The organism is Stenotrophomonas sp. LC732, assembly GCF_052446685.1.
In the GTDB taxonomy this organism is placed as follows: domain Bacteria; phylum Pseudomonadota; class Gammaproteobacteria; order Xanthomonadales; family Xanthomonadaceae; genus Stenotrophomonas; species Stenotrophomonas muris.
Genome location: NZ_CP199214.1, coordinates 2,150,607 through 2,175,267, shown reverse-complemented (window position 1 = coordinate 2,175,267; position 24,661 = coordinate 2,150,607). Strand labels below are relative to the sequence as shown.

Below are 24,661 nucleotides of genomic sequence, written 5' to 3'. Positions count from 1 at the left end.
CATTCACGGCCACCGACATTCGCGCTCGCCACACTGCATGTTCCTTCCACAGCACGAGGTGCCCCATGGCTACCTGTGATGTCTGCGGCAACAACTACGACAAGAGCTTTACCCTGCAGCAGGGCGGGCGCAGCGGCACGTTCGATTCGTTCGAGTGCGCGATCCACGCATTCGCACCCCGCTGCGCACACTGCAAATGCGCCGTCATTGGGCATGGCGTTGAAGGAAATGGCCAGATCTTCTGCTGTGCACATTGCGCCGGTCATGCCGGCGTACAGGGTATAGCCGACCGGGCCTGAGCTGCCTTCAGCGCCCTCCTGCTTCCTGCCCAGAGACAAGCGAAGAAAGCCGCGCGATCCGGGCTGCACCCGAATCAGCCAGCAGCGCCAGTGCGCGCCGCTTCCGGGATGGCAGCCCCGCCACGACCTCCGATGCCAGCACGACGTCGAACTCTCTGGCGTTGGCATCCAGCGCGGTGGCCAGAACGCACGAATCGCCCGTCATGCCACTCAGGCACAGGCGGCGCACGCCCAATTTGGCCAGCAGAATCGGCAAGGGACTGGCCAGGAACGCCGAGTGCTTGGGCTTGAGCACGAAGTAATGACCGGGCAAGGGCGAGAGAAGGCTGGCAATTCGTCCCGCCGGACCGCCGTCGCGCCGGCACTGTTCCACCTGCTGGCGGAAATCGCGCTTCCAATCCGAGAAATTGTCATTGGCGTAGATGACCGGCCACCCGCGTTCGTCGAAGTGATCCCTCAGGCGCCGGATCTGCCGGGCCGCCCGCTCTGCCGCGGGCGCCAGCTCCTGCGCGCCCGGGAAATCGAAACGGCTGAACATGTCGATGATCAGCAAGGCCGTCGACGGATCATCTGCCATGGTTCAATCTCCTGTCTGGGTATGCGGCGCCTCGACCGGCTTGGACTGCGGCGAATCTTTCTGGCGCAGGAAGATCGTCAGCACCACCAGAGACAGCACGGCCAGGAACTCGCTTTGCCAGTTCTGCATGGATTCGAACCAGAATGTGCTGCTGGCGAGGTGCTCCACAAAGCCTGGTGGCGGCAATCCCTTCAACTGCTGTTCGGCCTCCTCGGCGCGCCAGCTTCCCAATGCATGCAGCGTAAAGCTGAACAGGAACAACAGCCCGAACGCAATCGCCAGCGAATGACCGTAAAGAACCTTCCACAGGCCACCGCGCCTGACCGGCCAGGGCGTGCGGCCGGGTTCGATGCGATTCTGTTCCTGCGCGGGGTCCAGCGGCCGCGATTCGGCCGAACCGCGCTGGCGCAGGCTGACCGTCAGCAGAACGTACATCCCCATCTGCAGGAATTCGCTCTCCCAGTTCTCGAACGTAGCGCTGACGAAGTGCCCGGTAGCCAGGTAGTGCGAGAAATCGATCGGCATGCGTCCGTGCTCGACCAGTTCCTGGTTGTGCACGTGATGCCCCGCAACTGCCTGCCCCACAATGAACGCCAACGTGAGCGCAAGCAGCACCAGTGAGAGACCGTTGCGTTTCCACATGCAAGACCTCGTTCAGGCTGTTCCAAAGATCGTCCATGAAGCTTGCGTGGGCAAAGGGCCATGCCTCGTGATTGCTGCGCATCCGGAATGTGAGGCGGACTCAACGCTTCCCCGTCGGATCGGGATCAGGGCGCTCGTAGTCCTCCGGTACCGCCTTGGGGCCATCGCCGTCGTCGGGCATGTCGTGCTCCTTCCATCTGGCTCGATCATTGCGCCGTTTGTCCGGCGTGTTCGCCTTTGACTGATCGTCCACATCCGTCGTTGGATTGAAGGGCAGTTTGTCGTTCATGGGCAGCTCCTGCGGCGAGAGAGTGAAGCCTGCGCCGCGCCGGGTTAACGCCACGACGCTGCAGAATGAACGCCGCGCACACCGGGATGTCACTGCAGCCGGATGGCGGCCTTGCGATGCTGAAGGCCCGAGCTCCTGGAGCAGCACGATGCAGGCATTGACCTATCACGGCCGCAGGGATGTGCGCGTCGAGACTGTGCCCGACCCGGTACTGGCGGCGGATGACGATCTGATACTGCGGGTGACCGCCACCGCCATCTGCGGTTCAGACCTGCACCTCTACCGCGGCAAGATTCCTGATCTGCACGATGGCGATGTACTGGGCCACGAATTCATGGGCGTGGTGGAAGAGGTCGGCAGCGGCGTGACCCAGGTGAAGCCGGGCGATCGCGTGGTGATTCCCTTCGTGATCGCCTGTGGCGAGTGTTTCCACTGCAGGCTGGCCGAATATGCCGCATGCGAGACCACCAATGCTGGCAAGGGCGCGGCGCTGAACCAGAAAGGGCTGCTGCCTCCAGCTGCTTTGTTCGGATACAGCCATCTGTATGGCGGCGTAGCCGGTGGCCAAGCCGAATTCGTACGCGTGCCGAAGGCCAACGTGGGCCCGTTGCGCATTCCGGAAGGCGTGGCCGATGAGCAGGTGCTGTTCCTGTCTGACATTCTCCCGACCGGCTATCAGGCCGCGCTGAACGCGGGTGTGAAGCCCGGCTCGACGGTGGCCATCTTCGGCGCCGGTCCGGTTGGGTTGATGAGCGCGGCCTGTTGCCGGCTGCTGGGAGCAGAGACCATCTTCATGGTCGACCACCTTCGTTACCGCCTGGACTATGCACGCCGTGCTTACGGCGTGACCCCCATCGACTTCAAGGAGATAGAAGACCCGGCCGATTACATCCTTGCCCAGACCAGTGGGCGGGGCGTAGACGCCTGCATCGAGGCCGTAGGCTTCGAGGCCGAGGGCAGTGCGCTGGAGTCAGCGTTGACCGCTGTAAAGCTGGAAGGCAGCAGTGGCGTGGCGATACGGCAATGCATCGCGGCAACGCGCCGTGGCGGCGTGGTCAGCATTCCAGGCGTCTATGCCGGCTTCATCCATGGTTTTCTGCTGGGTGATGCGTTCGACAAAGGACTGACATTCAAGATGGGCCAGACCCATGTGCAGGGACTGATGCCGGAACTTCTCGACGCAATCATGGAAGGAAAGCTGGATCCGGGTGACATCATCTCGCACCGGATGCGGCTGGCCGACGCTGCGCAGGGCTACGCGATATTCGATGCCAAGGATGACGACTGCCGCAAGATCGTGCTGACACCCTGAGCATGCTGCCATGAGCGCGATTGGCGCCGGTGTCTACGCACTGTGGCTGGCTGCCGGCTGGCTGGACTTCCATTTTCACCGGCGGACCGACCTTCCACACACCTCCGCGATGCGCGAAAGCCTGTTGCATGGGGTGCAGTTGCTGCTGATCGGCAGCGGAGTGCTCGCATGGCTCCTGCTGGAAAACACGCTGTCGCTCGTCACGTTTCTGGCACTTCTGGTCCTCGCGCACGCAATCGCCGGCTACTTCGACACCGTCAGCGCGGACGGCAGACGACGCATCAGCCCGGCAGAGCAGCATGTGCACAGCGTGCTCGATGCCGCGCCGTGGGTCCTGCTGGGCTGGGTGGGCTGGCAGGTCCACCCCCGGTGGTCGCTCGAAGTGAAGCCTGCAGCACCGGGCGTCTGGTGGCTGGTCCTGCTGCCGGCGCTGGGCGTGGTCGTGCTGCCATGGTTGTGGGAGCTGCTGCAGTGCCTGCGCGCACGACGGCAGCGCAGGCAAGCGAGCGCGTGAGGATCATCGCGCAGAGAATTCATGCGCCGGCTACGCCTCCCAGACAGCGATGTGACCGCTTGCCGCCTACGTTCGACATGTCTCTCCATTTCAGGCTCCTTCATGCAGCATGTGACGTCGCCATCCCCGCTGGAGGGCCGCGCTCGCGAGTTAGTGGTCCAGCGGCCCGACCTGCCATTGCCCGGAAGCGGCCGCACGCTGCGGCGGTGGCAGGCGCTGGCGGCATGGGGGGCGGAAGACCTGTGCCTGGCCAAAGTGCTTGAGGCGCACTACGACGCCCAAGCGATCATCGCCGAACTGAACGCGCCCGCCCTGGCTGAAGGCCAGCTACTGGCGGTCTGGGCCGCGGAAGGTCCAGCCAACACCCTCCGCTTCGATGCCCACGGCCAGCTCCATGGTGACAAGCCCTGGTGTTCCGGCAGCGCGTGGGTGGATGCGGCATTGGTAACCGTCCGCAACGCGCAGGGCGTGTGGCTGTGCCAGGTCGCGGCGAAACACTGGCGCACGCTTGCAGATGAGCCCTGGCCGGCCGTTGGCATGGCCGGCGTTCCGTCCACCACGGTGCGGTTCGACGGCGCACCGATGGCGCTTCTGGGAACGCGCGATGAGTACCTGCAGCGACCGGGTTTCTGGCACGGCGGTGCGGGCATCGCGGCAGTCTGGTTCGGCGCGGCGGCCGCCTTGGCCGAGCGCATGCGGCCAGCCTGCAGCGAGGGGAATCGCGCGCGATTACTGGGTGAAGTGGACCTCGCCTTGGGCCCGGCGGCGGCGCTGCTTCGCGAAGTGGCGGCACGCATCGACGCCGCGCCGGAATTGGCGCATCGCGAAGAGGTCGTGCGCCTGCGCTGCGTGGTCGAGCGCGCGGCGACGCGTGTCCTGGATCTGGCGGGGCGCGCATTGGGCCCGGCGCCGATGTGCCTGGAGGATGCCCACGCCCGTCGCTGCGCGGACCTGACCGTGTTCCTTCGGCAGAACCACGCAGATCGCGATTGGGAATGGCTGGGCGGCCAGCGGGCGAGCCAGGAGGCGACATGGGCGCTGTAGCCAGGACACCCCTGCAGGGGGAAGGAACGCAGGAGCAGGCATGGCTGCGCTGCGATTGGCTGTGGCAGCGGCCGGCAACATCGGCCAATGCCCTGTGCGCCGGCCATGATCGCGTCGTGGTGGTCGCACCCCATCCAGACGACGAGATCCTCGGCTGTGGTGGACTGCTCCGTCACGCTGCGGAGCAGGGCATGGAGGTACGCGTCGTCGCCGTGACCGATGGCGAAGCGTGCTATCCGGACGAGCACTGGTGGACGCCAGAACGCCTGCGCTCGGCGCGACGCGCCGAGCTTGCCGCAGCGCTGGGCGAACTCGGTATCCGGCCTGGATCCGCGTTTCATCTCGGCATCGCCGACGGCGCGGTCAGTGCGCACGAACAGGGCCTGGAAGACTGGCTGCAGCAGCACCTCCAGCCGAGCGACCTGGTCCTGGCACCCTGGCGCTTTGATGGGCATCCCGATCATGAAGCCGCAGGGCGTGCTGCCTGCAGGGCGGTGCGGGCAGTGGGCTGCCGACGCCTGGAGTACCCGGTGTGGGGCTGGCACTGGCTTGACCCCGCCTGCGCACATATGGCGTGGGAGGTTCCCAGGCTGATCGACATTTCAGCAGTGGCTGCCGCAAAACGAAACGCCATCGCGCACTTCCGGACCCAGACCGGCGAGGTGCCGGAACTGAACAGCCCGCCGGTGCTGCCCGCACATGTACTGACCCGATTCTTCCGGAACTACGAGGTATTCCTGGCATGAGCGCGCAACCGTACTTCGATGAACTGCATGAGCAGGAGGATCCCTTCGGCTATCGCAGCCGGTGGTATGAAGAACGCAAGCGTGCGCTGCTGCTGGCCAGCCTGAGCCAGCGCCAGTTCACTCGGGGCTGGGAGCTGGGATGCTCCAACGGCGTGCTGACCGAGGCCTTGGCCGCCCGCTGCGAGCGCCTGCTGGCCACCGACATCAGCCCACGCGCAGCGTTCCGGGCCCGCCGCAATCTGGCCCACCTGCCGCATGTGCAGGTCCATTGCGCCAGCCATCCCGAGCAATGGCCGCCGGGCCGCTTCGACCTGATCGTCTGCGGGGAAATGGGCTACTACCTGGGTGCAGCAGCGCTGCACGAGCTGCGCGCCGGCATCGATTCGGCCCTTCGCGACGACGGACTGCTGGTCGCCTGCCATTGGTTGCCTTCGTTCCATGGGCGCGCAAGTCGCACCGACGTCGTGCATCGGTGCCTTGGCCAAGGCCTGCACGAAGCCTTCCACTATCGTGATGCGGACTTCGTGCTGCAGGGCTGGACGCGCAGCGCACTATCGCTGGCCCGCAACGAGGGCCTGCGATGATCGGCATCCTGGTTCCGGCCCATGACGAGGCAGCCAGCGTGGAGCGCTGCCTGCAATCGATCCGAAGGGCAGCCCTGCATCCCGGGCTGCACGGCGAAGCAGTGCAGGTGGTGGTTGCACTGGACAGCTGCTCGGATGCCACCGCGTCCATCTGCCAGCAGCAGCGGGTCGATACGGTGCGCCTGGAAGCACGCTGCGTCGGCGTTGCCAGGGCAGCGGCCGCCGCTGAGCTGCTCGGACGCGGTGCGAGATGGCTGGCGAGCACCGATGCCGACAGCGAGGTACCTCCCGAATGGCTGGTTGCCCAGCTTGAGGGCCGGTGCGACGCCTTCTGCGGACTGGTGGACATAGCAACCACCTCCAGGACGGAGAAGCGCCTGCGACGCGCGTTCCAGAAACGGCAGCAGTGGGGCGACGATCATGGGCGCATCCACGGTGCCAATTTCGGCGTCTCCGCCCAGGCCTATCTGGCGGCAGGGGGATTTGCTCCCCTGCGCTGTGGAGAGGATGTTGCACTGGTGAGGAGGCTGCAACGCCTCGGCGCTGACGTAAGGTGGGCTGGCGCTCCCATCGTCATGACCAGTGCCCGCCTGGTGGGACGCGCGACCGGAGGGTTCTCGGCCTACCTGGCCGGAATGGAGGGTGCGCGCCCCGCCACGGCGGCAGATCGGCGGATGGCGGTACCTGGAAGCGCCTCGGAAACCACGCTGAATTGGGCATGATGTGATGTCTTCCCGGCTGGCGTTTACGGTTTCGCCACGATGCCCGTCCTAGAGTGAAGCGCTGGGAGAGCAGGAGTGGCACCATGCCGAATCGAGCCATCGCCTACGTCAGCGAGGCCGTCAGTGGATTCTCGCCGGAACTTCTGAAAGCGCTGATGGACGATGCCGCGCGCTTCAATCGGGGCGCAGGGGTGACCGGGGTGCTGCTGTTCGACGGCGAACGCTTCCTGCAGTACATGGAGGGCCCTGCCGATGGACTGGATGTGGCCTTCTCCCGTGTCGCCGTCGCCAGCAGTCACATCCACCTGATCGAACTTGCGCGGGGTCGTGTCGGCCAGCGGCGGCTGCCGTTCTGGCCCATGCGTTGCCTGTCCGTCACTGCAGATGAGCTGCGCGAGATCGCCCGTGCCGACTGGACCAGCTTCATCCAGCGGGCAGCGACCGGACAGGCCGATGCCACGGCGATGGACAAGCTGCTGCTGATTGTCGAGCCCTACGCAAAGGCCGCCTGAGCCGGATACCTGTTACTGCAGTGTGCCGCAGGGGAGAGGATGGAGCGAGGCAGGTTGTGAACCGCCTCATTTGGCTCTACGGCAAGGGCAGCATCATGGAAGGGCAGGACACTTCCTGCGTCAGAAGGAATCAACGTGCCCCTCCGCGCAATCGCTTACGCAAGTGAGGCGATACCGGGGCTTTCCATGGACCATGTGGACGACCTCGCCAGGGCCGCTGCCCGCTTCAACTTCGAAGCAGGCGTGACGGGTGTGCTTCTTTACGATGGGCACCGCTTCCTCCAGTACATCGAGGGACCGGAAGACAGCATCAACGTGGTGTACAGCCGCATCCTCGGTGCCCGCAGCCATTGCGAACTGCTTGAGCTGGGCCGGGGCAGGGTGTCCGGCCGGTTCTTTCCCTATTGGTCGATGCGGCTGCTCTGGACCGACCCTGCCGACATCCGCAGCGTCGCTCGTGGCAACTGGAGCGGGCTCTCCCGCGGTGGTGCGCTGCGCCAGCTGGGGCAGGTGGTAGCCCCACACCTGGCGTAATCCCAGCGTCTGCCGCTCAATGCGTGGCAGGGGGCGCGCAGGCGTCTCCCACGACCTGCTGGACGGCTTCCTGCAACTGGTCGATGTGGAACGGCTTGGCCACAAAGGTTGCGCGGCGGTGGCGCAGCGGCACCAGCTGGTCATAGACCGCAGAGACGAACAGGTAGGGAATGCCGAGTTCCGCCAGTCGATCGGCCACCGGGAACACCACGCCATCGCGGAGCTCCACATCCAGAACCGCGCCATCGAAACGTTGCGTATCCAGCAGCCCCAGCGCATCGAACACGCTGTAGGCGTGGGTCACCCGGCCGCCGCCGTCTTCCAGCGCCTGTTCCATCAGTGCAGCCAGGTCGAGCTGGTCTTCAACCAGCAGCAGGTTGCACCTGCGCTGGTCCATTTCCGATTGCATGCGCGCATGCCTGTGTTGCCTTGGGAACTGCAGTGTGTGCTGTATTGCATCAACGGCGCGCGTGGGCCGTGTCAGCCCAGCGCGAAGCCGCCCCGCGCAGGTGCTCCATGCCGTCGATGCGGCGTGGAAGGCGGTGCGCCTTTTTTGACGGCGCGTTGGCGGCGGCCATGGATACTGCCGCCGTCCCCCAGCACTGGAGCCATGACCATGCCTCGATCCGCCACCGACCCCACCGCCCCCTGCGCATTGCGCGTGGAGTGCATGTCCCTGGATTGCGGCGGCGCTGCGATCGTCGTGGAGCTGGATCGCACCCCCGAACGGGCATGGATGAAGTCGCTCAAGCGCGCCCTGCAGGAGGATGACGTGCTGGAGGGTGCCCAGGCCAAGTTCGATGGCCGCTTTGTCTACGTCGTGGGCGTGGAAGGGGGCGCGCACCGTGCGCAGCACCGGGTGATCCAGGCGTTGAAGGCGTCCGCAGGCGCGCGCGCACCCGCAGCAAGCCCCCGTCGCGACGCCGGCAGCGCTGTAGTGTCCGGCGCGATGCCCGCCTGAGTTCGCGGCAGGCGTTGCCACGCAACAGCGGATGTTATGACCGCATCAGCGCCAGGTGCAGCGCGCACGCCCGCCGGCTCACGCCGGCCGACGGGGCAGTGATTGCTGCCTCGCCACCATGGTCTCCGGAGGCATGTCGCCCCACTACCGGAGACCATGATGGCAGACCAGAACACCGTCCGCAGCGAGCGCCTGCTGAAATGGCTGCAGGATGCCTACGCCATGGAGCAGGAGGCGGAGACCATGATGAAGGCCATGGCTTCGCGCATCCAGAACTATCCCCATCTTGCCGCACGCATCGGCCAGCACGTACTGGAGACGCAGCAGCAGGCCGCCTCCCTGCGCGAGTGCATTGAAGCGCTCGGCGGAAGCGTGCCCACCGCCAAGGGGCTGTTCGCGAGCATGACCGCAGCGATCCACGCTGCCGGCAACACCCTGATGGAGGACGAGGTCGTCAAGAGCATCGGCATCTCCTTTGGCTTCGAGAACACCGAGATCGCCACCTACCGGGCACTGGTGATCGCGGCCGAGCGAGCCGCCGCGCCGGATATCGCGGCCGTGTGCGGCCAGATCCTGCAGGAAGAGATCGCCATGGCGCGCTGGCTGGAAGAGCATCAGGACAGCCTGGTCGGCGCCTTCCTCAACCGTGACGAAACGCCTGGCGCCCAAGCCAAGCGTTGATCCCGATCCCGCCTGCCATATACAGGAGACAGTCCCATGTTCTTCCACCACAGGAAGCTGATGTACACCGTGCGCGTGCGCGAATCCAACCCGCAGCTTGCCAGCCTCATGCTGGAACAGTTTGGCGGTCCCCAAGGCGAACTGGCGGCTGCAATGCGTTACTTCACCCAGGGACTCGGTGAATGCGATCCGGGCCGCAAGGACCTGCTGATGGACATTGCCACCGAAGAGATCAGCCACCTGGAGATCATCGGCACCATCATCGCCATGCTCAACCGCGGCCCGAAGGCCATCCAGTCCGAGGGTCTTGCCGAAGCCGAGGACATGCGCCTGCTGGGCCAGAACAGCACCAGCCATACCGAACAGATCCTGTATGGGGGCGGCCCGGCGCTGGTCAATTCCAGCGGGGTGCCGTGGACGGCGGCCTACGTTGATTCGATCGGGGAGCCCACCGCCGACCTGCGCTCGAACATCGCCGCCGAAGCCCGCGCCAAGCTGGTCTACGAACGACTGATCACGGTGACCGATGATCCAGGCATCAAGGACGCACTGCGCTTCCTGATGACGCGCGAAATCGCCCACCAGAAGTCCTTCGAAAAGGCATTGCACAGCATCCAGCCCAACTTCCCGCCGGGCAAGCAGCCGGGTGACCCCGCCTTTACCGACCTGTACATGGACATGTCGCAGGGCGACGGCGCCGATGACCTGCTGGGCAGCTGGAACAGCGGCGAGCTGTGGGAGCGGGTCAGCGACCGCGAGGCCCAGGCCGCTGTGGACGGCGGTGACGGCAGCGCCACGGTGGGCCTGGACCCACGCGAGCAGGCGGCGGTGCAGGCCATGACCCTGCGAACGCTTTCCGATCCCGAAGCACGGCCGACAACCGGTGCCGAACTGGGCGCCGGGCCGGGCGCCGGTGCGCTCGACCTGCCGCCACGGGAGCCTTGACGCGGGACAGGCCGGGGCGGGCCTCCGCCCCACGTTTCGCGTGAAAAAAAGTGGGCGGACACGCTGTCCGCCCACATGGGGTGCAACCGGTCAGTCTCGATCAACGCTGCTGGCCACCGCGGTTGTTGTTGCCGCCACGTTCCTGCTGTTGCTGCCGACCGCCCTGGTTGCCACCCTGGTTGCCGCCGCCATGGCTGTTCTGGCCGCCTTCGCGGCCGATGTCGGCCATGTGCTGGCGATCCTGGCTCACCGCTTCGCCGCCCTTGCGACCGGCTTCGCGCGCTTCTTCAGAGCTGAATTCATGGGCGTTGCCCGACTCATGCGCGGCGCGGCCGCCCTTGGCGGCGATCTCGCGCTGCTTGTCTTCGTCCATCGAAGCGAAGCCGCGGTTGCTGCTGCCCTGGTTCTGGTTCTGGTTGGCCATGGAGAGTCTCCTTGGAGTGAGCCGCCCGATTGGCGGCAGCGACCATCTTCCAGATCCGCCGCTAGACGGCGGTGGCACCACCGCCAACGTGATGTCATGCGCAGGCACGCGCTTCCTCATGCATTCTCCACGAAAGCAAATCCATCGGCGGAAGACACGGCATGCCGGTCGTGGTGCTCGAGCCGGGTGTCAACGCAGCGCGGCGTTGGCACGTACAGGTTCAACGCCGCCTCCACGCCGGTGTCACCGCGCGTTTGATCCGCACCGCTAAGGTAGAGCCATCTGCAACAACCCGGTGCTGTCATGCCTCTTCGTGCCATTGCATATGTAAGTGAAGCCACCCGAAACCTGACTGCAGAACGGCTGCAGCAGCTTGTCGCGGACGCGATGCTGTTCAACGAGTCGGTTGATGTGACCGGCGTCCTCCTGTTCGACGGCACGCGCTTCCTGCAATATCTCGAAGGCCCGGAGTCCGGTGTCAGCGCGGCGTACACCCGCATCCTGGCGGCCGACAGCCACAACGGTCTGGTCGAACTCAACCGGGGCAGGGTGGGGCGGCGGCAGTTCCCGCACTGGCGCATGCACAGCGTGCGCGTGGATGAGCTGGCGCTGGGAAAGATCGCGATCTCTGACTGGACCGGCTTCGTGCGCAGCGCCTCCGCGCTCGCTCCTGGCACCAGTGCGCTTGATCGACTGCAATCGGTGGCGCAGGCGCCGCCAGGCGCCGGCGATGGCCGGTTGCTGGAGCCGGACGGACCGGTAGCACGATGAGCGCAGGCGCCGCCCCGGGCACGCCAGGACATGTACGGATCGGCTGCGCAGGCTGGTCGCTGTCGCGCGCGGCGCAGGCGGCGTTCGGCGCAGGCGACAGCGTACTGCAGCGCTATGCCACCCGCCTGCCGATGGTCGAGATCAATTCCTCGTTCTACCGCCCCCACCAGGCGGCGACCTACGCCCGATGGGCGGCGAGCGTGCCCGCGGGTTTCCGCTTCGCGGTGAAACTGCCGCGCGTGATCAGCCATGAACGCCGGCTGCGCGATGCGATGCAGCCGCTGGCGCTGTTCCTTGATGGCGTGATCGCGCTGGGGGACAGGCTGGGGCCGCTGCTGCTCCAGCTGCCGCCCAGCCTGGCGTATGAGCCGGCAACCGTAAAGGCATTCCTGCACGGACTGCGCGCACGCACCTCGGTTGATGTCGCCTGCGAACCGCGCCATCCCAGTTGGTTCACTGCGGACGTCGATACGCTGCTGAGCGACCATGGCATCGCACGGGTCGCGGCTGACCCGGCCCGGGTACCGGCAGCAGCTGTCCCGGGCGGTGACCGCACGTGGAGCTACTGGCGCTGGCACGGGCAGCCGCAGATCTATCGCAGCCCCTACAGCGAACAGGCGCTGGCGGGGCTGGCCCAGCACCTGCAGCGTGAAGCCGCTGCGCAGCGCCGCGCCTGGTGCGTACTGGACAACACCGCGCTGGGCCACGCGACCGGCAACGCCCTGCACCTGCAGGCACTGCTGCAGGAGAACGCGCATGCCTGAGGGCCCGTCCATTGTCCTGCTGCGCGAAGCCGCCAGCCGCTTCAAGGGTCACGTCGTGCGCGGCGTCTCCGGCAACAGCCGCATCGACCTGTCACCGCTGCAGGGACGCAGGGTCAAGGCGGTTCGCAGCTGGGGCAAGCACTTCCTGCTGGAGTTCAGCCACCACACGCTGCGCATCCATCTGATGATGTTCGGCAGCTGGCGCATCGACGAACGGAAGCCAGTTCCTGCACGGGTGTCGCTGGCATTCGAAAACGGGGAACTGAATTTCTATGCGTGTTCCGTCCGGCTGATCGACCAGCCGTTGGACGACGTCTACGACTGGCGGGCGGACGTGATGAACGACGCCTGGGATCCAAAACTGGCCCGGCGCAAGCTGAAGGCACTGCCGGACACCCTGGTCTGTGATGCGCTTCTGGACCAGACGATCTTCGCCGGCGTCGGCAACATCATCAAGAACGAGGTGCTGTTCCGCATCCGCGTGCATCCAGCCACGCGACTGGGCGACCTGCCACCGCGCAAGCTCACCGCCCTGATCAACCAGGCCAGTGCCTACAGCTTCGACTTCCTGGAATGGAAACGGCGCTTCGAATTGAAGAAGCACTGGCAGGTGCATACGCGCAAGGTGTGTCCGCTCTGCGGTGGCCCGGTCAGCAAGCTGTACATGGGTACGACGCGGCGACGCACGTTCTTCTGCCAAAAGGATCAGGTGCTCTACCCACCCTGAGGCCGCCTTCCATGGCGGCCGAGCGGCATGCGATTCGACTCAGGCGGCCTGCGTGGCCTTGGCATTGCCGCCGCCCTTGGCCAGCAGGGTCAGCTTCTCATCGGTCGCCTTTTCTTCCTCCAGCGTCTCCAGCAGCAACGGCAGGGCGTCCTTGTAGCCCAGCTGCCTGGCCAGCGCGGCGATGGTGCCGTAGGAGGCAATTTCATAATGCTCGACCTTCTGCGCGCCACCGATCAGGGCAGCGTCGCGCACCGGCCCCTTGTCGATGCTGTCGATCACCTCCTTGCCTTCCTCGACCAGGCCTTCCATCGCCGCGCACTTGATGCGCTTCAGGCGGATGCCGAGCACCTCGACCACCTGGTCGATGCGTTCGATCTGCCCCTGGGTTTCTTCCAGGTGCGTTTCGAACGCTGCGGCCAGATCCGGATTCTCGGCCGCACGGGCCAGGCGCGGAAGCGCCTTGGTCAGCTGCTTCTCGGCGCTGTAGATGTCCGAGAGCTCGTGGATGAACAGATCTTCCGCCGTCTTGATAGCCATGCTGGGCTCCGCTGTGAATGGAGTGCCCAGAGTAGGTCCCGTCCGGTTGCGATCAGGCGGGGAAGGAGTGAAGGCGGCATGTGAATTCCCACGCGGACCCTGCGCGCTGCCTTCACGAAGCAGCGTCTTTCGCGCATCGGCAGGACGCCGTGCCGGCGGCCTTCGCCATGGCTTCACAGTGGCATCGCTCCGTGCCCATGGAATGGCCGGTACGGTCAGTTCACCCCCGATCACGCTGGAGACTCCCATGAGCGATGACAAGAACAACGCCGGCAGCCCGGACCGGGACCGCATCAACGTCAATGAGGATTACGAACTGCGGTACTGGACCACGACGCTGGGCGTGTCCGCCGACGAACTTCGCGCGGCCGTCGCGGCAGTCGGGCCCACGGCGGTTGCTGTCCGGAAGCACCTGGGCAAATAGCGCGGAGCTGGCCATGTCCCTGGTCGAGTATCGCCGCAAGCGTCGTTTTGACCAGACCAAGGAGCCCGAGCCGGGCAAGGCGCTGCCGAAAGGCCAGCGCGCCATTTTCGTGGTGCAGCTGCATCATGCCAGCCGCAGGCACTATGACTTCCGCCTGCAGGTTGGCGATGCGCTGAAGAGCTGGGCGGTGCCCAAAGGCCCCAGTTACGACCCGAAGGTCAAGCGCATGGCGGTGGAAGTGGAAGACCACCCGGTGGACTACGCGGCGTTCGAGGGTGATATTCCCAAGGGTCAGTACGGCGGCGGCCATGTCGCCCAGTTTGACCACGGTGTATGGGCCACGCAGGGCGATCCGGAAGCCCAGCTCGCCAAGGGCCATCTGCGCTTCGAGCTGTTCGGTACCAAGTTGAAAGGCGGCTGGCATCTGGTCCGGTCGGGAAAGCCCGCGCGCCAGCCACAGTGGCTGCTGTTCAAGGACGACGACGAATTTGCCAGCGATATCGAGGCAGACGATCTGCTAGGGGACGTCGCTGAAGCGCCACCGGAGGATCTGAAGCGAGCCGGCGCCGGCAAGGCCGGGAAGAAGCGGCTGACGGCGGTACCTGCCAGACGCGCCCGGCGAAAGAACTGGGCGAAGAAGGCCCTGGCGCTCAGCAAGGCGAAAAGGGCGGCAGCGCCGTCCGGGCCGTTTGAGCCGCAGTTGGCCAAGCTGGGCGAAGCGCCGCCCCAGGGCGGGCAGTGGGTGCATGAGATCAAATGGGACGGGTACCGCATCCTTGCTACGGTGGCTGAGGGCAACGTGCAGCTGTGGTCACGGAACGCGCTGGAATGGACCGCCAAACTTCCCGAAATACGTGATGCGATCGCGGCCCTGGGCCTGAGGTCGGCGGCACTGGACGGCGAGCTGATCGCCGGCGCCGGCACCAAGGAAGACTTCAACCTGCTGCAGGCCACGCTTTCCGGCGAGAAGCAAGGCGTCCTGACGTATGCGCTGTTCGATCTGCTGCATCTTGATGGCGTGGATGTGGCCGATGCGCCCCTGCTTGAGCGCAAGACCCTGCTGCAATCGGTGCTGGAGGGGCAGGGCAGCCCATTGGCATTCAGTTCGCATGTACAGGGGGATGGCGACCAGGCCTATCGTCTGGCCGGTGAGCGGCACTTCGAGGGCATCATTTCCAAGCGCGCCGATCGCAGCTACCACAGCGGCCGCAGCGAGGACTGGCGCAAGACGAAGCAGCTGGCCAGCGACGAGTTCGCGGTGGTGGGCTACACCGCACCCAAAGGCAGCCGCACCGGCTTTGGTTCGCTGCTGCTGGCCCGGCCAGACGCAACGCATGGCTGGCTCTACGCAGGGCGCGTCGGGTCCGGGTTCTCGGATGAACTGATTGGCGACATCAGCAAGCGCATCAAGGGCGGCGGCGGCCGCAAGCCAACCGCGTACGTGCCCACGCAGGACACCGATCTGCGCGCCGCGACCTGGTTCGAACCGCGTTTCGTGGTGGAGGTCTTCTACCGCGGAATCGGTGGGCAGCAACTGTTGCGCCAGGCGTCGCTGAAGGCGGTGCGGGCGGACAAGGATATCGCCGACCTCGCCGATTCCGATCGCGCCGGAGCGGCCCCGGCCGCTGCGCGGTCGCAAGCGCCCGCGCGGCGTGGGCGCCGGGTGGAAAGGGCGCCGGCAACGGATCGCGCGCCCCCGTGCTGTCGTCCCCAGGCAAGATCCTGTTTCCCGGCGACGGCTACACCAAGCAGGACGTGTGGGATTACTACGCAGCAGTGATGGCGCACCTCCTGCCCGAGGTGGTGGATCGTCCGCTGTCGATCATCCGCTGCCCCAGTGGCACCGCAAAGCCCTGCTTCTTCCAGAAACACCATACGGCCGGGCTGGCGCTGGTCGATTCGGTAAGGCTGAAGCAGGAAAGCGGCATCAACGCCCATTACCTGGTGGTGCGGGACGCAGCCAGCCTGCTGGAACTGGTGCAGTTCAACGCGTTGGAGTTCCACCCTTGGGGCAGCCACGCCGAGGCGCCCGACAGTGCCGACCGGGTGGTGTTCGATCTGGATCCCGGACCGGATGTGCCCTTTGCCGAAGTCAAGAAAGCGGCAACCGACATCCGGAAACTGCTGGCGCAGCTGGAACTGGAATCGTTCCTGCGAGTCTCCGGCGGCAAGGGCCTGCACGTGGTCGTGCCGCTCAACCCAGGGTGCGATTGGGACCTGACCAAGCGTTTTGCGAAGGGTTTCGCCGATGCATTGGCACAGTCCGAACCGCAGCGGTTCCTGGCAACCGCCACCAAGAGCCTGCGCAACAAGCGGATCTTCGTCGACTATCTGCGCAATGGGCGCGGTGCAACGGCGGTCGCGTCCTATTCGTTGCGCGCCCGGCCGGGCGCGCCGGTGGCACTGCCGATCGCCTGGGGTGATCTGGCGAAACTCAAGCGCGCCGACGCCTTCACGATCAAGGACGTACCCGCAAAGCTCAGACGTCGCCGCAAGGACCCTTGGGCCGGCATCGCGGAAGTGAAGCAGAATCTCGCCCGATGGGCCCGGGCAGACCCGTAGGCCAGGCCCGTGCTGCGTACCGTCCGTCAGCCCGAACCCAACTGATTCGCAGAATACACAGGGCCGGAACATATCGTCGGCGCGGTTGGCCTATGCTTGCGATACGGAATCTGGGGGGATTCGCTACAGGAGCAGCCAATGCCGATCAGGGCAGTCGCATACATAAGTGAGGCGGGCCCGGCCGTTGCGGGTGACCCGTTGGGCCTGCGCAGCGGGAAGCTGGACGACCTGGTCGATGATGCCGCGCGCTTCAACCGGAATGCCGGCGTTACCGGCGTACTGCTGTTCGATGGCGCCCGGTTCCTGCAGTACATGGAGGGGCCCGAAGATGGCTTAAGCGTGGCGTACTCGCGGGTACTCGGTGCTACAAGCCACACGGGACTGATCGAACTGCAGCGCGGCAGGGTAGGCAACCGGCGTCTCCCGTTCTGGCCGATGCGCTGGCTGCCGACGCAACCCGAGCAGTTGAAGAGTCTTGCGCGCGCGGACTGGTCAGGGTTCGCCCAGCGGACCGGTGACGATGCGCCAACCGAGACGGCGATGGACGTCCTGGCCAGGTTGGTGGAACCCTATGCCGTCGCGGCGTGATTGATCGGCCTAGCGGCCCCCATAGCGCGCCGCCCAGGGGATCTCGCCGCTGCACGAATCGAGGTGCCCGGTGCGCATCACGCAGTACAGGCGGGCATCCGGGTCAGCACTGGCAGCGATGTAGTCCAGCGCCTCGGCGAGCATGCGGATGAACTGCGGCTCGGGATAGAACGCCGCCCAGGTGGGCAGCATTTCCTCCAGTTGCGCGATCATCAGGTCGATTTCCAGGTGCGTGCTCACTGCCTGGCCCTCCATGCAGCCACGTTAGCAATCACGCTGCAAGCAGAGGGTCGCGGTTCGCGCAGGCGACGCTGGCATCGTGTCCATGCGGCACTCACCCCGTCTTGATCCTCACCGCGGCAGTGCCACGCACGTGAGCATTTCCTGCACGGACACGCCACCGTCGTTTCACCCGGCAGGGCGTATCAGGGAAGGCTCTCCGATGAACCTGCAAGGATCCTTTTCATGGCCGACCCGTCCCCGCGCGCCAGCTTATGGTCAGCTGATTCCGATCCGCACGGCTTCCGCCCGCTCGCCGGGACCACGCGCGCGGACGTGCTCGTGGTCGGTGCAGGCATGACGGGCCTGTTGACCGCCGCCCGCTTGGCCGACAGCGGCCTGGATGTGGTAGTGGTGGATGCCGGCCCCATCGGCGGACGCAACACGGTGATGTCAACCGGCAATCTTTACGCTCCCGTGTCCCGGCTGGCAGACCTGATCGCGCGTTGGGGCGGTGACACGGCACGTCGTGTCGTGCAGTGGCGGCAACACGCGGTGCGTTCCATCGAAACATTGGTTCACCGCTACGATCTGCACTGTGGCTTCGAGCGCGTGGCCATGCAGTACGGCGTGCAGGAGCGTTCGCGCGAGGCCACGGCGCAGTTCGAACGCGAGCTGCAGGCCTACCAACGCGTTGGCCTGCATTGCGAGCACCGCCAATCCGGGCTGCCGTTCACCTTGGCCCACGCTTTCCGCGTTCCCGACCAGGCGCAGTTGCATCCGGCGGCGTTCTGCAGGGAACTGGCCCGTCATCTGGTGGGCCGCGTGCGCATCCACGACTGGACCCGGATCACCCGCATCGAGGCTTCAGCCGGAGTGGCGACGGCCCCTGGTGCCCGCATCCATGCCAGGCACTTTGTGCTGGCCACCCACTCGCCAGCAGGATTCAACCTGGTGCAGGCCGAGATGGAGGTGTACCGCGAATACGGCGTAGCGGTACCGGTGGCCAATCCGCCAGCGGCAGGCATTCACTGGATCGCCGACCGGCACCGCTCGCTGCGCGGGGTGCATGGCGCTGATGGCCGCGACTGGCTGGTGCTGGTCGGGGAGACACATCGCACTGGCGAAACCCCGGCGATGGATCCGGCCCAGCATCTGGTCGCCGACGCGCGTCGCAACTTCAGCGTGCAGGGCGAGCCGCTGTGCTGGTCCGCGCAGCAGTTCCGGGCCGCGGATCAGCTGCCCTACATCGGCAGCAGCGCGCACGACAATGTATGGGTCGCTACCGGCTATGGGCCGGACGGATTGACCTGGGCGGGCGTGGCCGCGCGCGCGATCACGGAGGGAGTCACGGGAACGACCAGCGAGATCGAGCAGCTGCTCAGCCCCATGCGCTTTACCCCGCTGCGCTCGGCTGCAGGCTGGGCCCGCACCAACGCCACGGTTGCGCGGCACATGGTGGGCGATCGCCTTGGAACCGCGTCGTCGCGCGCTCCCAGCGAGCTGGGCCGCGGGTGCGGTGCGCTGCTGGACGTGGACGGAGAGCGCACCGCGATCTACCGCGATGATGATGGCCAGCTGCACGCAATGTCGGCGCTGTGCCCGCACCTCAAGTGCGTCGTCCAATGGAATGGCCATGAACGCACATGGGACTGCCCGTGCCACGGCAGCCGCTTTTCCGCCACCGGGGCCCTGCTGGAGGGCCCCGCCAGGCAGGGCCTCACACCGGCATCGCTGTAGGCTGCCGCCGCAAAGGTGACCTCAGGCTTCGGCGGTTGCATCCGCTTCGCAGGGCATGCAGCGCTCCTTCTTGGACTTGATGTCCGCCGCGGTCTTCGCCAGTGCCTCGTAGCGCTGGCGTATCTCTTCAAGATGGGCCGGCTCCATCGATTCCAGGTTCAGCAGCTCTTGGTTGGCGTCCTTGCTGACCCGGATCAGCTCATCCAGCTTGATGTGCAGCGCAGCGGTGTCAGCGTTCTGGGTATGCTGGATCAGGAATACCATCAGGAACGTCACGATGGTGGTGCCCGTGTTGACCACCAGCTGCCAGGTGTCATTGAAGTGGAAGGCCGGCCCGCTGGCGGCCCAGGCGATGATCACCCCCAGTGCCGCGACGAATGCCCCAAGACTGCCGGACAACCGCGCCGTGGCCGCCGCGACGCGTGCAAAGCCGCGCCGGATCACTGCTCACCTCCGCCGGCCTCCTCATCCGTTTCGCGGTCTGGCAGTTTGACCCGCTCACCCAGGCGCGCGGCCTGCTCGTCGGGCGTCGGGGCTGCGACGAAGGGCGAGATCGGGTCACTGGCCGGGAACGTCTCCTGCAACGCCTCTTCATGATTGCGATGGTTATGCAGCTTGGCCTGAAGCGGGCTGACCGGATCGGTGCGCTGTGCTTCCGGGTCCGGGTGGGGCAGGTCTTTCTGATCGCGTTGCATGGTGAATCTCCAGGTTGGGTCCCACTGCCGTAGTGGCGGGCCCAGCATAGGAGCCGCACTGTGAGCGGCTGCATCAAGGGTGCGGCAACGTGGCGTCAAGCCTTCAGCCAATGCAGGTTAACAATCAGCCGTATAGCGCGGTTGGCGTCGGCCACCTGGTGTTCCGACGCTGCACGCAATCAACATCCCCTCACTCCATTCACCCTGCAGCAGCGACAATAGCCGCCCGTGTGCGCATGCATGTATTCCACTCATTGGCAGCAGGATCGCGAAGATGTCCAACACCCCCTTTGGCGAGTCGTCATGCGCTGCCGCAGCCAGCGGCTGCATCGAGGTCCGCGGCGCACGCGAGCACAACCTGAAGAACGTCGACGTCTCCATTCCGCGCAATGCGCTGGTGGTGTTCTCCGGGGTATCGGGTTCGGGCAAATCCTCGCTGGCGTTCGGCACGGTCTTCGCCGAGGCCCAGCGGCGCTACTTTGAATCCGTCGCACCGTATGCGCGCCGCCTGATCGACCAGGCGGGCGTGCCCGACGTGGATGCCATCGACGGCCTGCCGCCGGCGGTGGCCCTGCAGCAGCAGCGCGGTGCCAGCAACGCACGTTCATCGGTGGGCAGCGTGACCACACTGTCCAGCCTGGTACGCATGATGTATTCGCGTGCAGGCGCGTACCCGGCCCACCAGCCCATGCTGTACGCCGAGGACTTCTCGCCCAATACACCGCAGGGGGCCTGCAGCACCTGCCATGGGTTGGGCCACGTCTACGAAGTGACCGAAGCGCTGATGGTGCCGGACCCGTCGCTGAGCATCCGCGAGCGCGCCATCGCCTCCTGGCCGCCGGCCTGGCATGGCCAGAACCTGCGCGACATCCTGGTCACCCTGGGCTACGACATCGACGTGCCGTGGAAGAAGCTGCCGAAGAAGGACCGGGAGTGGATCCTGTTCACCGAGGACACGCCGACCGTGCCCGTCTATGCCGGCTTCACGCCTGCCGAGACGCGTGCCGCACTCAAGCGCAAGCTGGAGCCCAGTTACATGGGAACCTACACCGGCGCCCGTCGCTACGTGCTGCACACCTTCGCCAACACCCAGAGCGCGCTGATGCGCAAGCGTGTCTCGCGCTACATGGAAGGCAAGCTGTGCCCCGCCTGCCAGGGCAAGCGACTGAAGCCCGAAGCGCTTTCGGTCACCTTTGCCGGTGTGGACATCGGTGAATTCATGCGGCTGCCGCTGGATCAACTGGCCGGGCTGCTCGAGCCCATCGCGCAGGGCGACTTCAGTGCACACAGCCACGGCGCACGCACCCGCAGGAGTGCGACGCCCCGCGATCGCGCCAAGCGCGCAGCAAGTGGCCACGCGACCCACGAAGGCGCGCCCGATGTGCGGCTGACCTCGGCCCTGTCGGAGGAGAAGCGCCTGGCCGCGCAGCGACTGGCGGGTGGGGTCATGGCGCGGGTACGGCAGCTGCGCGAGCTGGGCCTGGGGTATCTCTCGCTGGATCGCGCCACGCCCACGCTGTCGGCCGGCGAACTGCAGCGCCTGCGGCTGGCCACACAGCTCAGCTCGTTGCTGTTTGGTGTGCTGTACGTGCTCGATGAGCCCTCGGCCGGCCTGCATCCGGCCGACAGCCAGGCGCTGTACGACGCGCTGGACCGGCTGCGCGATGGCGGCAACTCGGTGTTCGTCGTTGAACACGATCTGGAGCTGATGCGACGTGCACAGTGGCTGGTGGACGTGGGACCGCAAGCGGGCGAGCACGGCGGGCGCGTTCTCTACAGTGGCGAGCCCGACGGCCTGCGCCGCATCGAGGACTCGCGCACCGCGCGGTACCTGTTCGACCAGGTGCCTGCGCCTGCCAGCCGGCAACGCAGCGCCGACCGCTGGCTGGAGCTGAAGGGCATCCACCGCCACAACCTGCAGGGCGTGGACGCGCAGCTGCCGCTGGGAGTGCTGACCGCAGTGACCGGCATTTCCGGATCGGGCAAGTCCAGCCTGATGGCGCAGGCGCTGCCCGAGCTGATGCTGCTGCACCTGGGGCACGAGCCCGTGGACGACAGCGCCGACAGTACGCCCGAGGACGGGCCAACCGTGATCGAAGCGACGCGGGGCCAGCTTGCCGGAGCCGTGGATGCCATCCAGCGCGTGGTGCAGGTGGACCAGAAACCGATCGGCCGCACGCCACGCTCCAACCTGGCCACCTATACCGGCCTGTTCGATCACGTCCGCAAGCTGTTCGCCGCGGCCCCCGACGCGCGACGCCGCCGCTTCGATGCAGGTCGCTTCTCGTTCAACGTGGCCAAGGGCCGGTGCGAGACCTGCGAAGGCGAGGGTTTCGTAAGCGTCGAACTGCTGTTCATGCCCAGTGTCTATGCGCCATGCCCCGCCTGCCATGGCGCCCGCTACAACGAGGCCACGCTGAAGGTGTTGTGGAACGGCCGCAACATTGCCGAGGTCCTGCAGATGACGGTCGACCAGGCACAGGCATTTTTCGCCGGTGAGGAAGCCATCGCGCGGCCGCTGCAGCTGCTGCAGGAGATCGGCCTGGGCTATCTCAGGCTCGGCCAGCCGGCCACGGAGCTTTCAGGGGGCGAGGCGCAACGCATCAAGCTGGCGACCGAGCTGCAGCGCAGCCAACGCGGCCGCACGCTCTATGTACTGGACGAACCCACCACCGGCCTGCATGCGTTGGACGCAGACAGGCTGCTGGTGCAGTTGCAGCGGCTGGTGGACGCGGGAAACACCGTGGTGATGATCGAGCACGACATGCGTTCTGTCGCACAGGCCGACTGGGTGATTGACGTCGGCCCGGGCGCAGGCGGCGCAGGTGGAACCATCGTGGCGAAGGGTACGCCACGCCAGGTGGCCCGCGCCAAGGGCAGCAGGACGGCGCCGTTCCTTGCCAGGGAACTGGCGCTGTAGCGACGTCATCCCCGGCTATCGCACTCCACCACGCCGGGCATCTGCAAGCCGTTCGCCGATCAGGCGCCGCTCACATAGCGCGGCGCCGGCTTCGCACGCGAAAGGCCCGGTGCCATTGCCTTGCGTGCCTGCTCGAAGGCGTCCCACTCAGCGATGTCCGGAAGCGCGGGAATGGTCACAAGTTCACCCTGCGCCAGCCCGGCCAGGGACGCGTCCACCATGTCTTCGGCGCTCATCACGATGCCCTGTGGCAGGTGCTCCACCGGCAGGCCGGAAAGGTGCCAGAAGTCGGTTGCGGTGGCGCCCGGCAGGACGACCTGGACACGCACGCCCTTGTCGGCCAGCTCATGGTGGAGCGACTGCGAGAACGCCAGCACGAACGCCTTGCTTCCCGCGTAGACCCCGTTGAGCAGCTCCGGTGCCAGCGCGACGATGGAGGCGATGTTGATGATCGTGCCCCGGCCACGGGCCACAAACACCGGCGCTGCAGCATAGGCCAGGCGCATCGCGGCGTTCACGTTGAGCGTGATCAGGCGCTCCATCTCGCCGATGTCCGACTGCAGCAGGGGCGCCGTAGCGCCGATACCGGCATTGTTGACCAGCACCTGGATATCCGCTCGGCCTTGAATGACCTTTTCAACTTCGGCACGCCCGTCGGAGGTGGTCAGGTCCGCGGCGACGATGTCCACCGTGCGGCCGGTGCTGCGGGCCAGCGCTTCGGCCAGTTGGCGCAGGCGGTCGGCGCGTCGCGCGACCAGGATCAGGTCATGGCCGGCGTGGACCAGGCGATCAGCATAGATCGCCCCGATGCCAGACGATGCGCCAGTGATGAGTGCGGTGCCGTGATGGGTAGGGTCGTTCACAGAGGTCAGTCCGAACCGGCGAACGTCGCCGGGGTCAGGGGAAATCTAGGCCGGCTTGTACGTGGCGTAAATGTCGTATATACCTCGTTTACGGACACCCCTGAAAAACCGTCATGCCCAGTGTTGGATTTGTCCTGCCCGCCGGATTCCAGACCATGGCGATCGCCGCGGCGTCCGCCTTCGAACTGGCCAATGCCACCGAAGGCGCGCGCCTTTACGATCTGCACATGCTGTCCGAACAGGGCGGGCTGGTGCCCAGCTCGCTTGGCATGGCCATGCAGACAGCGCCGCTTGCGCAGCAGCCGCTGGATACCATGATCGTGGCCGGCCTGCTGGAGCCAGCCCCGTCCAGCGGCGCGCTGATCGATCCGATCCGTCACGCGGCCGCCCGCACGCGCAGGACCGCGTCTGTGTGCACCGGCGCGTTCCTTCTCGGCGAAGCGGGGTTGCTGGACGGGCGCCGCGCCACCACGCACTGGTTCCACGCACGTGCGCTCAGGCAGCGCTTTCCCGCCGCGCAGGTGGAGGAAGACCGCATCTTCATCACCGATGGCCCGATCTGGACCTCCGCCGGCATGAGCGCGGGGCTGGACCTGGCGCTTGGCATGATCGAGCAGGACTTCGGTGCGGATCTGTGCAGGGCGGTGGCCCGGAAGCTGGTGATCTACCATCGGCGCGGAGGCGGGCAGTCCCAGCATTCGGTGCTGCTCGAGCTGGATGCCCGGTCTGATCGCATCCAGAACGCGCTGACCTTTGCACGCCGCAATCTGCGCGCCACCTTGTCGGTTGAAGAACTGGCGCAGGCCGCGCATCTGAGCACCCGCCAGTTCAGTCGCGCGTTCCGCGAGGAAACCGGGCAATCCCCCGCCAAGGCAGTGGAGAGCCTGCGGGTGGAGGCCGCTCGCGTGTTGATCGAGCAGAGCCGCTACACGATGGATGAAGTGGCGACTGAAACGGGCTTCGGTGATACCGAACGCATGCGACGTGCCTTCCTGCGCGCCTTCGGCCAGCCGCCGCAATCGCTGCGGCGCAACGCACGGGGCGGGGCGGACTGAGTGTTCATGG

At 66.2% G+C, this 24,661-nt stretch carries 30 protein-coding genes and 1 pseudogene; 21 read left to right on the top strand and 10 right to left on the bottom strand.

Features of this window, described 5'->3' with window-relative positions:
• Positions 1-65: 65 nt before the first annotated feature.
• Positions 66-299, top strand: a complete 234-nt coding sequence (locus ACT6SE_RS10485) for a hypothetical protein (RefSeq protein ID WP_014647190.1) — start codon at positions 66-68, stop codon at positions 297-299.
• Between the two features lie 7 nt (positions 300-306).
• On the opposite strand, the gene ACT6SE_RS10480 is transcribed toward ACT6SE_RS10485, so the two are convergent.
• From ACT6SE_RS10480 to ACT6SE_RS10470, 3 genes are all read right to left on the bottom strand, one after another.
• Complete coding sequence (locus ACT6SE_RS10480) at positions 307-876, bottom strand: cysteine hydrolase family protein (RefSeq protein ID WP_046430718.1); 570 nt, start codon at positions 874-876, stop codon at positions 307-309.
• Between the two features lie 3 nt (positions 877-879).
• Positions 880-1,518, bottom strand: coding sequence for a DUF6766 family protein (locus ACT6SE_RS10475; protein ID WP_046430717.1), 639 nt, complete (start codon positions 1,516-1,518; stop codon positions 880-882).
• Between the two features lie 100 nt (positions 1,519-1,618).
• Positions 1,619-1,807: a hypothetical protein gene (locus ACT6SE_RS10470; protein ID WP_046430715.1), complete on the bottom strand. Its 189-nt coding sequence runs from the start codon at positions 1,805-1,807 to the stop codon at positions 1,619-1,621.
• Between the two features lie 148 nt (positions 1,808-1,955).
• On the opposite strand from ACT6SE_RS10470, the gene ACT6SE_RS10465 reads away from it, so the two are divergent.
• The 8 genes from ACT6SE_RS10465 (at position 1,956) to ACT6SE_RS10430 (ending at position 7,775) form a co-directional block, all read left to right on the top strand.
• Positions 1,956-3,119, top strand: coding sequence for a zinc-dependent alcohol dehydrogenase (locus ACT6SE_RS10465; protein ID WP_046430714.1), 1,164 nt, complete (start codon positions 1,956-1,958; stop codon positions 3,117-3,119).
• 10 nt (positions 3,120-3,129) lie between these two features.
• Positions 3,130-3,633, top strand: a complete 504-nt coding sequence (locus ACT6SE_RS10460; protein ID WP_046430713.1) for a hypothetical protein — start codon at positions 3,130-3,132, stop codon at positions 3,631-3,633.
• A gap of 102 nt (positions 3,634-3,735) precedes the next feature.
• Complete coding sequence (locus ACT6SE_RS10455) at positions 3,736-4,677, top strand: acyl-CoA dehydrogenase (protein WP_088375225.1); 942 nt, start codon at positions 3,736-3,738, stop codon at positions 4,675-4,677.
• Positions 4,665-5,423 (top strand): PIG-L deacetylase family protein, encoded by a 759-nt coding sequence (locus tag ACT6SE_RS10450; protein WP_014647183.1) that lies wholly within the window; start codon positions 4,665-4,667, stop codon positions 5,421-5,423. Before ACT6SE_RS10455 ends, ACT6SE_RS10450 begins: the two co-directional genes overlap by 13 nt.
• A complete protein-coding gene (locus ACT6SE_RS10445; RefSeq protein WP_046430711.1) occupies positions 5,420-6,007 on the top strand; it encodes an SAM-dependent methyltransferase in 588 nt (195 codons plus the stop codon). The genes ACT6SE_RS10450 and ACT6SE_RS10445 overlap by 4 nt, the downstream gene beginning before the upstream one ends.
• Positions 6,004-6,729 carry a glycosyltransferase gene (locus ACT6SE_RS10440; protein ID WP_046430710.1) on the top strand — a complete coding sequence of 242 codons (726 nt, stop codon included), beginning with the start codon at positions 6,004-6,006 and terminating at the stop codon, positions 6,727-6,729. The genes ACT6SE_RS10445 and ACT6SE_RS10440 overlap by 4 nt, the downstream gene beginning before the upstream one ends.
• 83 nt (positions 6,730-6,812) lie before the next feature.
• Positions 6,813-7,241 carry a BLUF domain-containing protein gene (locus tag ACT6SE_RS10435; protein WP_046430709.1) on the top strand — a complete coding sequence of 143 codons (429 nt, stop codon included), beginning with the start codon at positions 6,813-6,815 and terminating at the stop codon, positions 7,239-7,241.
• A gap of 135 nt (positions 7,242-7,376) precedes the next feature.
• Positions 7,377-7,775, top strand: a complete 399-nt coding sequence (locus tag ACT6SE_RS10430) for a BLUF domain-containing protein (protein ID WP_046430707.1) — start codon at positions 7,377-7,379, stop codon at positions 7,773-7,775.
• Positions 7,776-7,791: 16 nt separating this feature from the next.
• Here the strand turns inward: ACT6SE_RS10430 and ACT6SE_RS10425 are convergent, their stop codons facing one another.
• Positions 7,792-8,184, bottom strand: coding sequence for a response regulator (locus tag ACT6SE_RS10425; protein ID WP_014647178.1), 393 nt, complete (start codon positions 8,182-8,184; stop codon positions 7,792-7,794).
• 207 nt (positions 8,185-8,391) lie between these two features.
• Here ACT6SE_RS10425 and ACT6SE_RS10420 point away from each other — a divergent pair, with 207 nt between their 5' ends.
• The 3 genes from ACT6SE_RS10420 (at position 8,392) to ACT6SE_RS10410 (ending at position 10,362) form a co-directional block, all read left to right on the top strand.
• Positions 8,392-8,736 carry a hypothetical protein gene (locus tag ACT6SE_RS10420; RefSeq protein WP_100450505.1) on the top strand — a complete coding sequence of 115 codons (345 nt, stop codon included), beginning with the start codon at positions 8,392-8,394 and terminating at the stop codon, positions 8,734-8,736.
• 159 nt (positions 8,737-8,895) lie between these two features.
• Positions 8,896-9,417: a ferritin-like domain-containing protein gene (locus ACT6SE_RS10415; protein ID WP_046430683.1), complete on the top strand. Its 522-nt coding sequence runs from the start codon at positions 8,896-8,898 to the stop codon at positions 9,415-9,417.
• A 36-nt stretch (positions 9,418-9,453) separates the two neighbouring features.
• Positions 9,454-10,362, top strand: a complete 909-nt coding sequence (locus ACT6SE_RS10410) for a manganese catalase family protein (protein WP_046430681.1) — start codon at positions 9,454-9,456, stop codon at positions 10,360-10,362.
• A gap of 100 nt (positions 10,363-10,462) precedes the next feature.
• Here the strand turns inward: ACT6SE_RS10410 and ACT6SE_RS10405 are convergent, their stop codons facing one another.
• On the bottom strand, positions 10,463-10,786 hold the full coding sequence (locus ACT6SE_RS10405; RefSeq protein ID WP_046430680.1) for a KGG domain-containing protein: 324 nt from the start codon (positions 10,784-10,786) through the stop codon (positions 10,463-10,465).
• Positions 10,787-11,089: 303 nt separating this feature from the next.
• On the opposite strand from ACT6SE_RS10405, the gene ACT6SE_RS10400 reads away from it, so the two are divergent.
• Genes ACT6SE_RS10400 through ACT6SE_RS10390 form a run of 3 tightly spaced genes read left to right on the top strand, consistent with a single transcriptional unit; the run spans position 11,090 to position 13,048 of the window.
• Positions 11,090-11,557 carry a BLUF domain-containing protein gene (locus ACT6SE_RS10400; protein WP_046430679.1) on the top strand — a complete coding sequence of 156 codons (468 nt, stop codon included), beginning with the start codon at positions 11,090-11,092 and terminating at the stop codon, positions 11,555-11,557.
• The gene (locus tag ACT6SE_RS10395) at positions 11,554-12,321 is read left to right on the top strand and encodes a DUF72 domain-containing protein (protein WP_046430677.1); all 768 of its coding nucleotides are present in this window, start codon (positions 11,554-11,556) and stop codon (positions 12,319-12,321) included. The genes ACT6SE_RS10400 and ACT6SE_RS10395 overlap by 4 nt, the downstream gene beginning before the upstream one ends.
• Positions 12,314-13,048 carry a DNA-formamidopyrimidine glycosylase family protein gene (locus tag ACT6SE_RS10390; protein ID WP_046430675.1) on the top strand — a complete coding sequence of 245 codons (735 nt, stop codon included), beginning with the start codon at positions 12,314-12,316 and terminating at the stop codon, positions 13,046-13,048. Before ACT6SE_RS10395 ends, ACT6SE_RS10390 begins: the two co-directional genes overlap by 8 nt.
• A 39-nt stretch (positions 13,049-13,087) precedes the next feature.
• On the opposite strand, the gene ACT6SE_RS10385 is transcribed toward ACT6SE_RS10390, so the two are convergent.
• Entirely contained in the window at positions 13,088-13,585 is a 498-nt protein-coding gene (locus ACT6SE_RS10385; protein ID WP_046430673.1) for a YciE/YciF ferroxidase family protein, read from the bottom strand.
• Between the two features lie 247 nt (positions 13,586-13,832).
• Between ACT6SE_RS10385 and ACT6SE_RS10380 the strand changes: the two genes are divergently transcribed.
• The 3 genes and pseudogenes from ACT6SE_RS10380 to ACT6SE_RS10370 all read left to right on the top strand — a co-directional run bounded on the left by ACT6SE_RS10380 (position 13,833) and on the right by ACT6SE_RS10370 (position 17,159).
• On the top strand, positions 13,833-14,009 hold the full coding sequence (locus ACT6SE_RS10380) for a DUF3606 domain-containing protein (RefSeq protein WP_014647169.1): 177 nt from the start codon (positions 13,833-13,835) through the stop codon (positions 14,007-14,009).
• Positions 14,010-14,022: 13 nt separating this feature from the next.
• Positions 14,023-16,571 (top strand): annotated as a pseudogene (gene ligD, locus ACT6SE_RS10375) (DNA ligase D).
• Positions 16,572-16,709: 138 nt separating this feature from the next.
• A complete protein-coding gene (locus ACT6SE_RS10370) occupies positions 16,710-17,159 on the top strand; it encodes a BLUF domain-containing protein (protein WP_014647167.1) in 450 nt (149 codons plus the stop codon).
• 9 nt (positions 17,160-17,168) lie between these two features.
• Here ACT6SE_RS10370 and ACT6SE_RS10365 read toward each other — a convergent pair whose 3' ends face one another.
• Positions 17,169-17,399, bottom strand: a complete 231-nt coding sequence (locus ACT6SE_RS10365; RefSeq protein WP_014647166.1) for a hypothetical protein — start codon at positions 17,397-17,399, stop codon at positions 17,169-17,171.
• Positions 17,400-17,624: 225 nt separating this feature from the next.
• Between ACT6SE_RS10365 and ACT6SE_RS10360 the strand changes: the two genes are divergently transcribed.
• A complete protein-coding gene (locus ACT6SE_RS10360) occupies positions 17,625-19,118 on the top strand; it encodes an FAD-dependent oxidoreductase (protein WP_046430668.1) in 1,494 nt (497 codons plus the stop codon).
• A gap of 21 nt (positions 19,119-19,139) precedes the next feature.
• Here the strand turns inward: ACT6SE_RS10360 and ACT6SE_RS10355 are convergent, their stop codons facing one another.
• On the bottom strand, positions 19,140-19,562 hold the full coding sequence (locus ACT6SE_RS10355; RefSeq protein WP_014647164.1) for a low affinity iron permease family protein: 423 nt from the start codon (positions 19,560-19,562) through the stop codon (positions 19,140-19,142).
• Entirely contained in the window at positions 19,559-19,813 is a 255-nt protein-coding gene (locus ACT6SE_RS10350; RefSeq protein WP_014647163.1) for a hypothetical protein, read from the bottom strand. The genes ACT6SE_RS10355 and ACT6SE_RS10350 overlap by 4 nt, the downstream gene beginning before the upstream one ends.
• Positions 19,814-20,087: 274 nt before the next feature.
• Here ACT6SE_RS10350 and ACT6SE_RS10345 point away from each other — a divergent pair, with 274 nt between their 5' ends.
• Entirely contained in the window at positions 20,088-22,733 is a 2,646-nt protein-coding gene (locus ACT6SE_RS10345) for an excinuclease ABC subunit UvrA (RefSeq protein WP_046430667.1), read from the top strand.
• Positions 22,734-22,792: 59 nt separating this feature from the next.
• Here ACT6SE_RS10345 and ACT6SE_RS10340 read toward each other — a convergent pair whose 3' ends face one another.
• The gene (locus tag ACT6SE_RS10340; protein WP_046430666.1) at positions 22,793-23,596 is read right to left on the bottom strand and encodes an SDR family NAD(P)-dependent oxidoreductase; all 804 of its coding nucleotides are present in this window, start codon (positions 23,594-23,596) and stop codon (positions 22,793-22,795) included.
• Positions 23,597-23,751: 155 nt separating this feature from the next.
• Between ACT6SE_RS10340 and ACT6SE_RS10335 the strand changes: the two genes are divergently transcribed.
• Complete coding sequence (locus ACT6SE_RS10335; RefSeq protein WP_230548505.1) at positions 23,752-24,651, top strand: GlxA family transcriptional regulator; 900 nt, start codon at positions 23,752-23,754, stop codon at positions 24,649-24,651.
• Positions 24,652-24,661 lie beyond the last annotated feature (10 nt).

What these genes read in the sequence shown, in the direction of transcription:
- ACT6SE_RS10460 (WP_046430713.1), top strand. Translation starts at nt 3,130, where the DNA reads ATGAGCGCGATTGGCGCCGGTGTCTACGCACTGTGGCTGGCTGCCGGC.
- ACT6SE_RS10440 (WP_046430710.1), top strand. Translation starts at nt 6,004, where the DNA reads ATGATCGGCATCCTGGTTCCGGCCCATGACGAGGCAGCCAGCGTGGAG.
- ACT6SE_RS10400 (WP_046430679.1), top strand. Translation starts at nt 11,090, where the DNA reads ATGCCTCTTCGTGCCATTGCATATGTAAGTGAAGCCACCCGAAACCTG.
- ACT6SE_RS10350 (WP_014647163.1), bottom strand. Translation starts at nt 19,813, where the DNA reads ATGCAACGCGATCAGAAAGACCTGCCCCACCCGGACCCGGAAGCACAG.
- ACT6SE_RS10480 (WP_046430718.1), bottom strand. Translation starts at nt 876, where the DNA reads ATGGCAGATGATCCGTCGACGGCCTTGCTGATCATCGACATGTTCAGC.
- ACT6SE_RS10380 (WP_014647169.1), top strand. Translation starts at nt 13,833, where the DNA reads ATGAGCGATGACAAGAACAACGCCGGCAGCCCGGACCGGGACCGCATC.
- ACT6SE_RS10370 (WP_014647167.1), top strand. Translation starts at nt 16,710, where the DNA reads ATGCCGATCAGGGCAGTCGCATACATAAGTGAGGCGGGCCCGGCCGTT.
- ACT6SE_RS10425 (WP_014647178.1), bottom strand. Translation starts at nt 8,184, where the DNA reads ATGCAATCGGAAATGGACCAGCGCAGGTGCAACCTGCTGCTGGTTGAA.
- ACT6SE_RS10435 (WP_046430709.1), top strand. Translation starts at nt 6,813, where the DNA reads ATGCCGAATCGAGCCATCGCCTACGTCAGCGAGGCCGTCAGTGGATTC.
- ACT6SE_RS10345 (WP_046430667.1), top strand. Translation starts at nt 20,088, where the DNA reads ATGTCCAACACCCCCTTTGGCGAGTCGTCATGCGCTGCCGCAGCCAGC.
- ACT6SE_RS10475 (WP_046430717.1), bottom strand. Translation starts at nt 1,518, where the DNA reads ATGTGGAAACGCAACGGTCTCTCACTGGTGCTGCTTGCGCTCACGTTG.
- ACT6SE_RS10360 (WP_046430668.1), top strand. Translation starts at nt 17,625, where the DNA reads ATGGCCGACCCGTCCCCGCGCGCCAGCTTATGGTCAGCTGATTCCGAT.
- ACT6SE_RS10420 (WP_100450505.1), top strand. Translation starts at nt 8,392, where the DNA reads ATGCCTCGATCCGCCACCGACCCCACCGCCCCCTGCGCATTGCGCGTG.
- ACT6SE_RS10470 (WP_046430715.1), bottom strand. Translation starts at nt 1,807, where the DNA reads ATGAACGACAAACTGCCCTTCAATCCAACGACGGATGTGGACGATCAG.
- ACT6SE_RS10415 (WP_046430683.1), top strand. Translation starts at nt 8,896, where the DNA reads ATGGCAGACCAGAACACCGTCCGCAGCGAGCGCCTGCTGAAATGGCTG.
- ACT6SE_RS10465 (WP_046430714.1), top strand. Translation starts at nt 1,956, where the DNA reads ATGCAGGCATTGACCTATCACGGCCGCAGGGATGTGCGCGTCGAGACT.
- ACT6SE_RS10455 (WP_088375225.1), top strand. Translation starts at nt 3,736, where the DNA reads ATGCAGCATGTGACGTCGCCATCCCCGCTGGAGGGCCGCGCTCGCGAG.
- ACT6SE_RS10335 (WP_230548505.1), top strand. Translation starts at nt 23,752, where the DNA reads ATGGCGATCGCCGCGGCGTCCGCCTTCGAACTGGCCAATGCCACCGAA.
- ACT6SE_RS10410 (WP_046430681.1), top strand. Translation starts at nt 9,454, where the DNA reads ATGTTCTTCCACCACAGGAAGCTGATGTACACCGTGCGCGTGCGCGAA.
- ACT6SE_RS10405 (WP_046430680.1), bottom strand. Translation starts at nt 10,786, where the DNA reads ATGGCCAACCAGAACCAGAACCAGGGCAGCAGCAACCGCGGCTTCGCT.
- ACT6SE_RS10390 (WP_046430675.1), top strand. Translation starts at nt 12,314, where the DNA reads ATGCCTGAGGGCCCGTCCATTGTCCTGCTGCGCGAAGCCGCCAGCCGC.
- ACT6SE_RS10450 (WP_014647183.1), top strand. Translation starts at nt 4,665, where the DNA reads ATGGGCGCTGTAGCCAGGACACCCCTGCAGGGGGAAGGAACGCAGGAG.
- ACT6SE_RS10395 (WP_046430677.1), top strand. Translation starts at nt 11,554, where the DNA reads ATGAGCGCAGGCGCCGCCCCGGGCACGCCAGGACATGTACGGATCGGC.
- ACT6SE_RS10385 (WP_046430673.1), bottom strand. Translation starts at nt 13,585, where the DNA reads ATGGCTATCAAGACGGCGGAAGATCTGTTCATCCACGAGCTCTCGGAC.
- ACT6SE_RS10485 (WP_014647190.1), top strand. Translation starts at nt 66, where the DNA reads ATGGCTACCTGTGATGTCTGCGGCAACAACTACGACAAGAGCTTTACC.
- ACT6SE_RS10445 (WP_046430711.1), top strand. Translation starts at nt 5,420, where the DNA reads ATGAGCGCGCAACCGTACTTCGATGAACTGCATGAGCAGGAGGATCCC.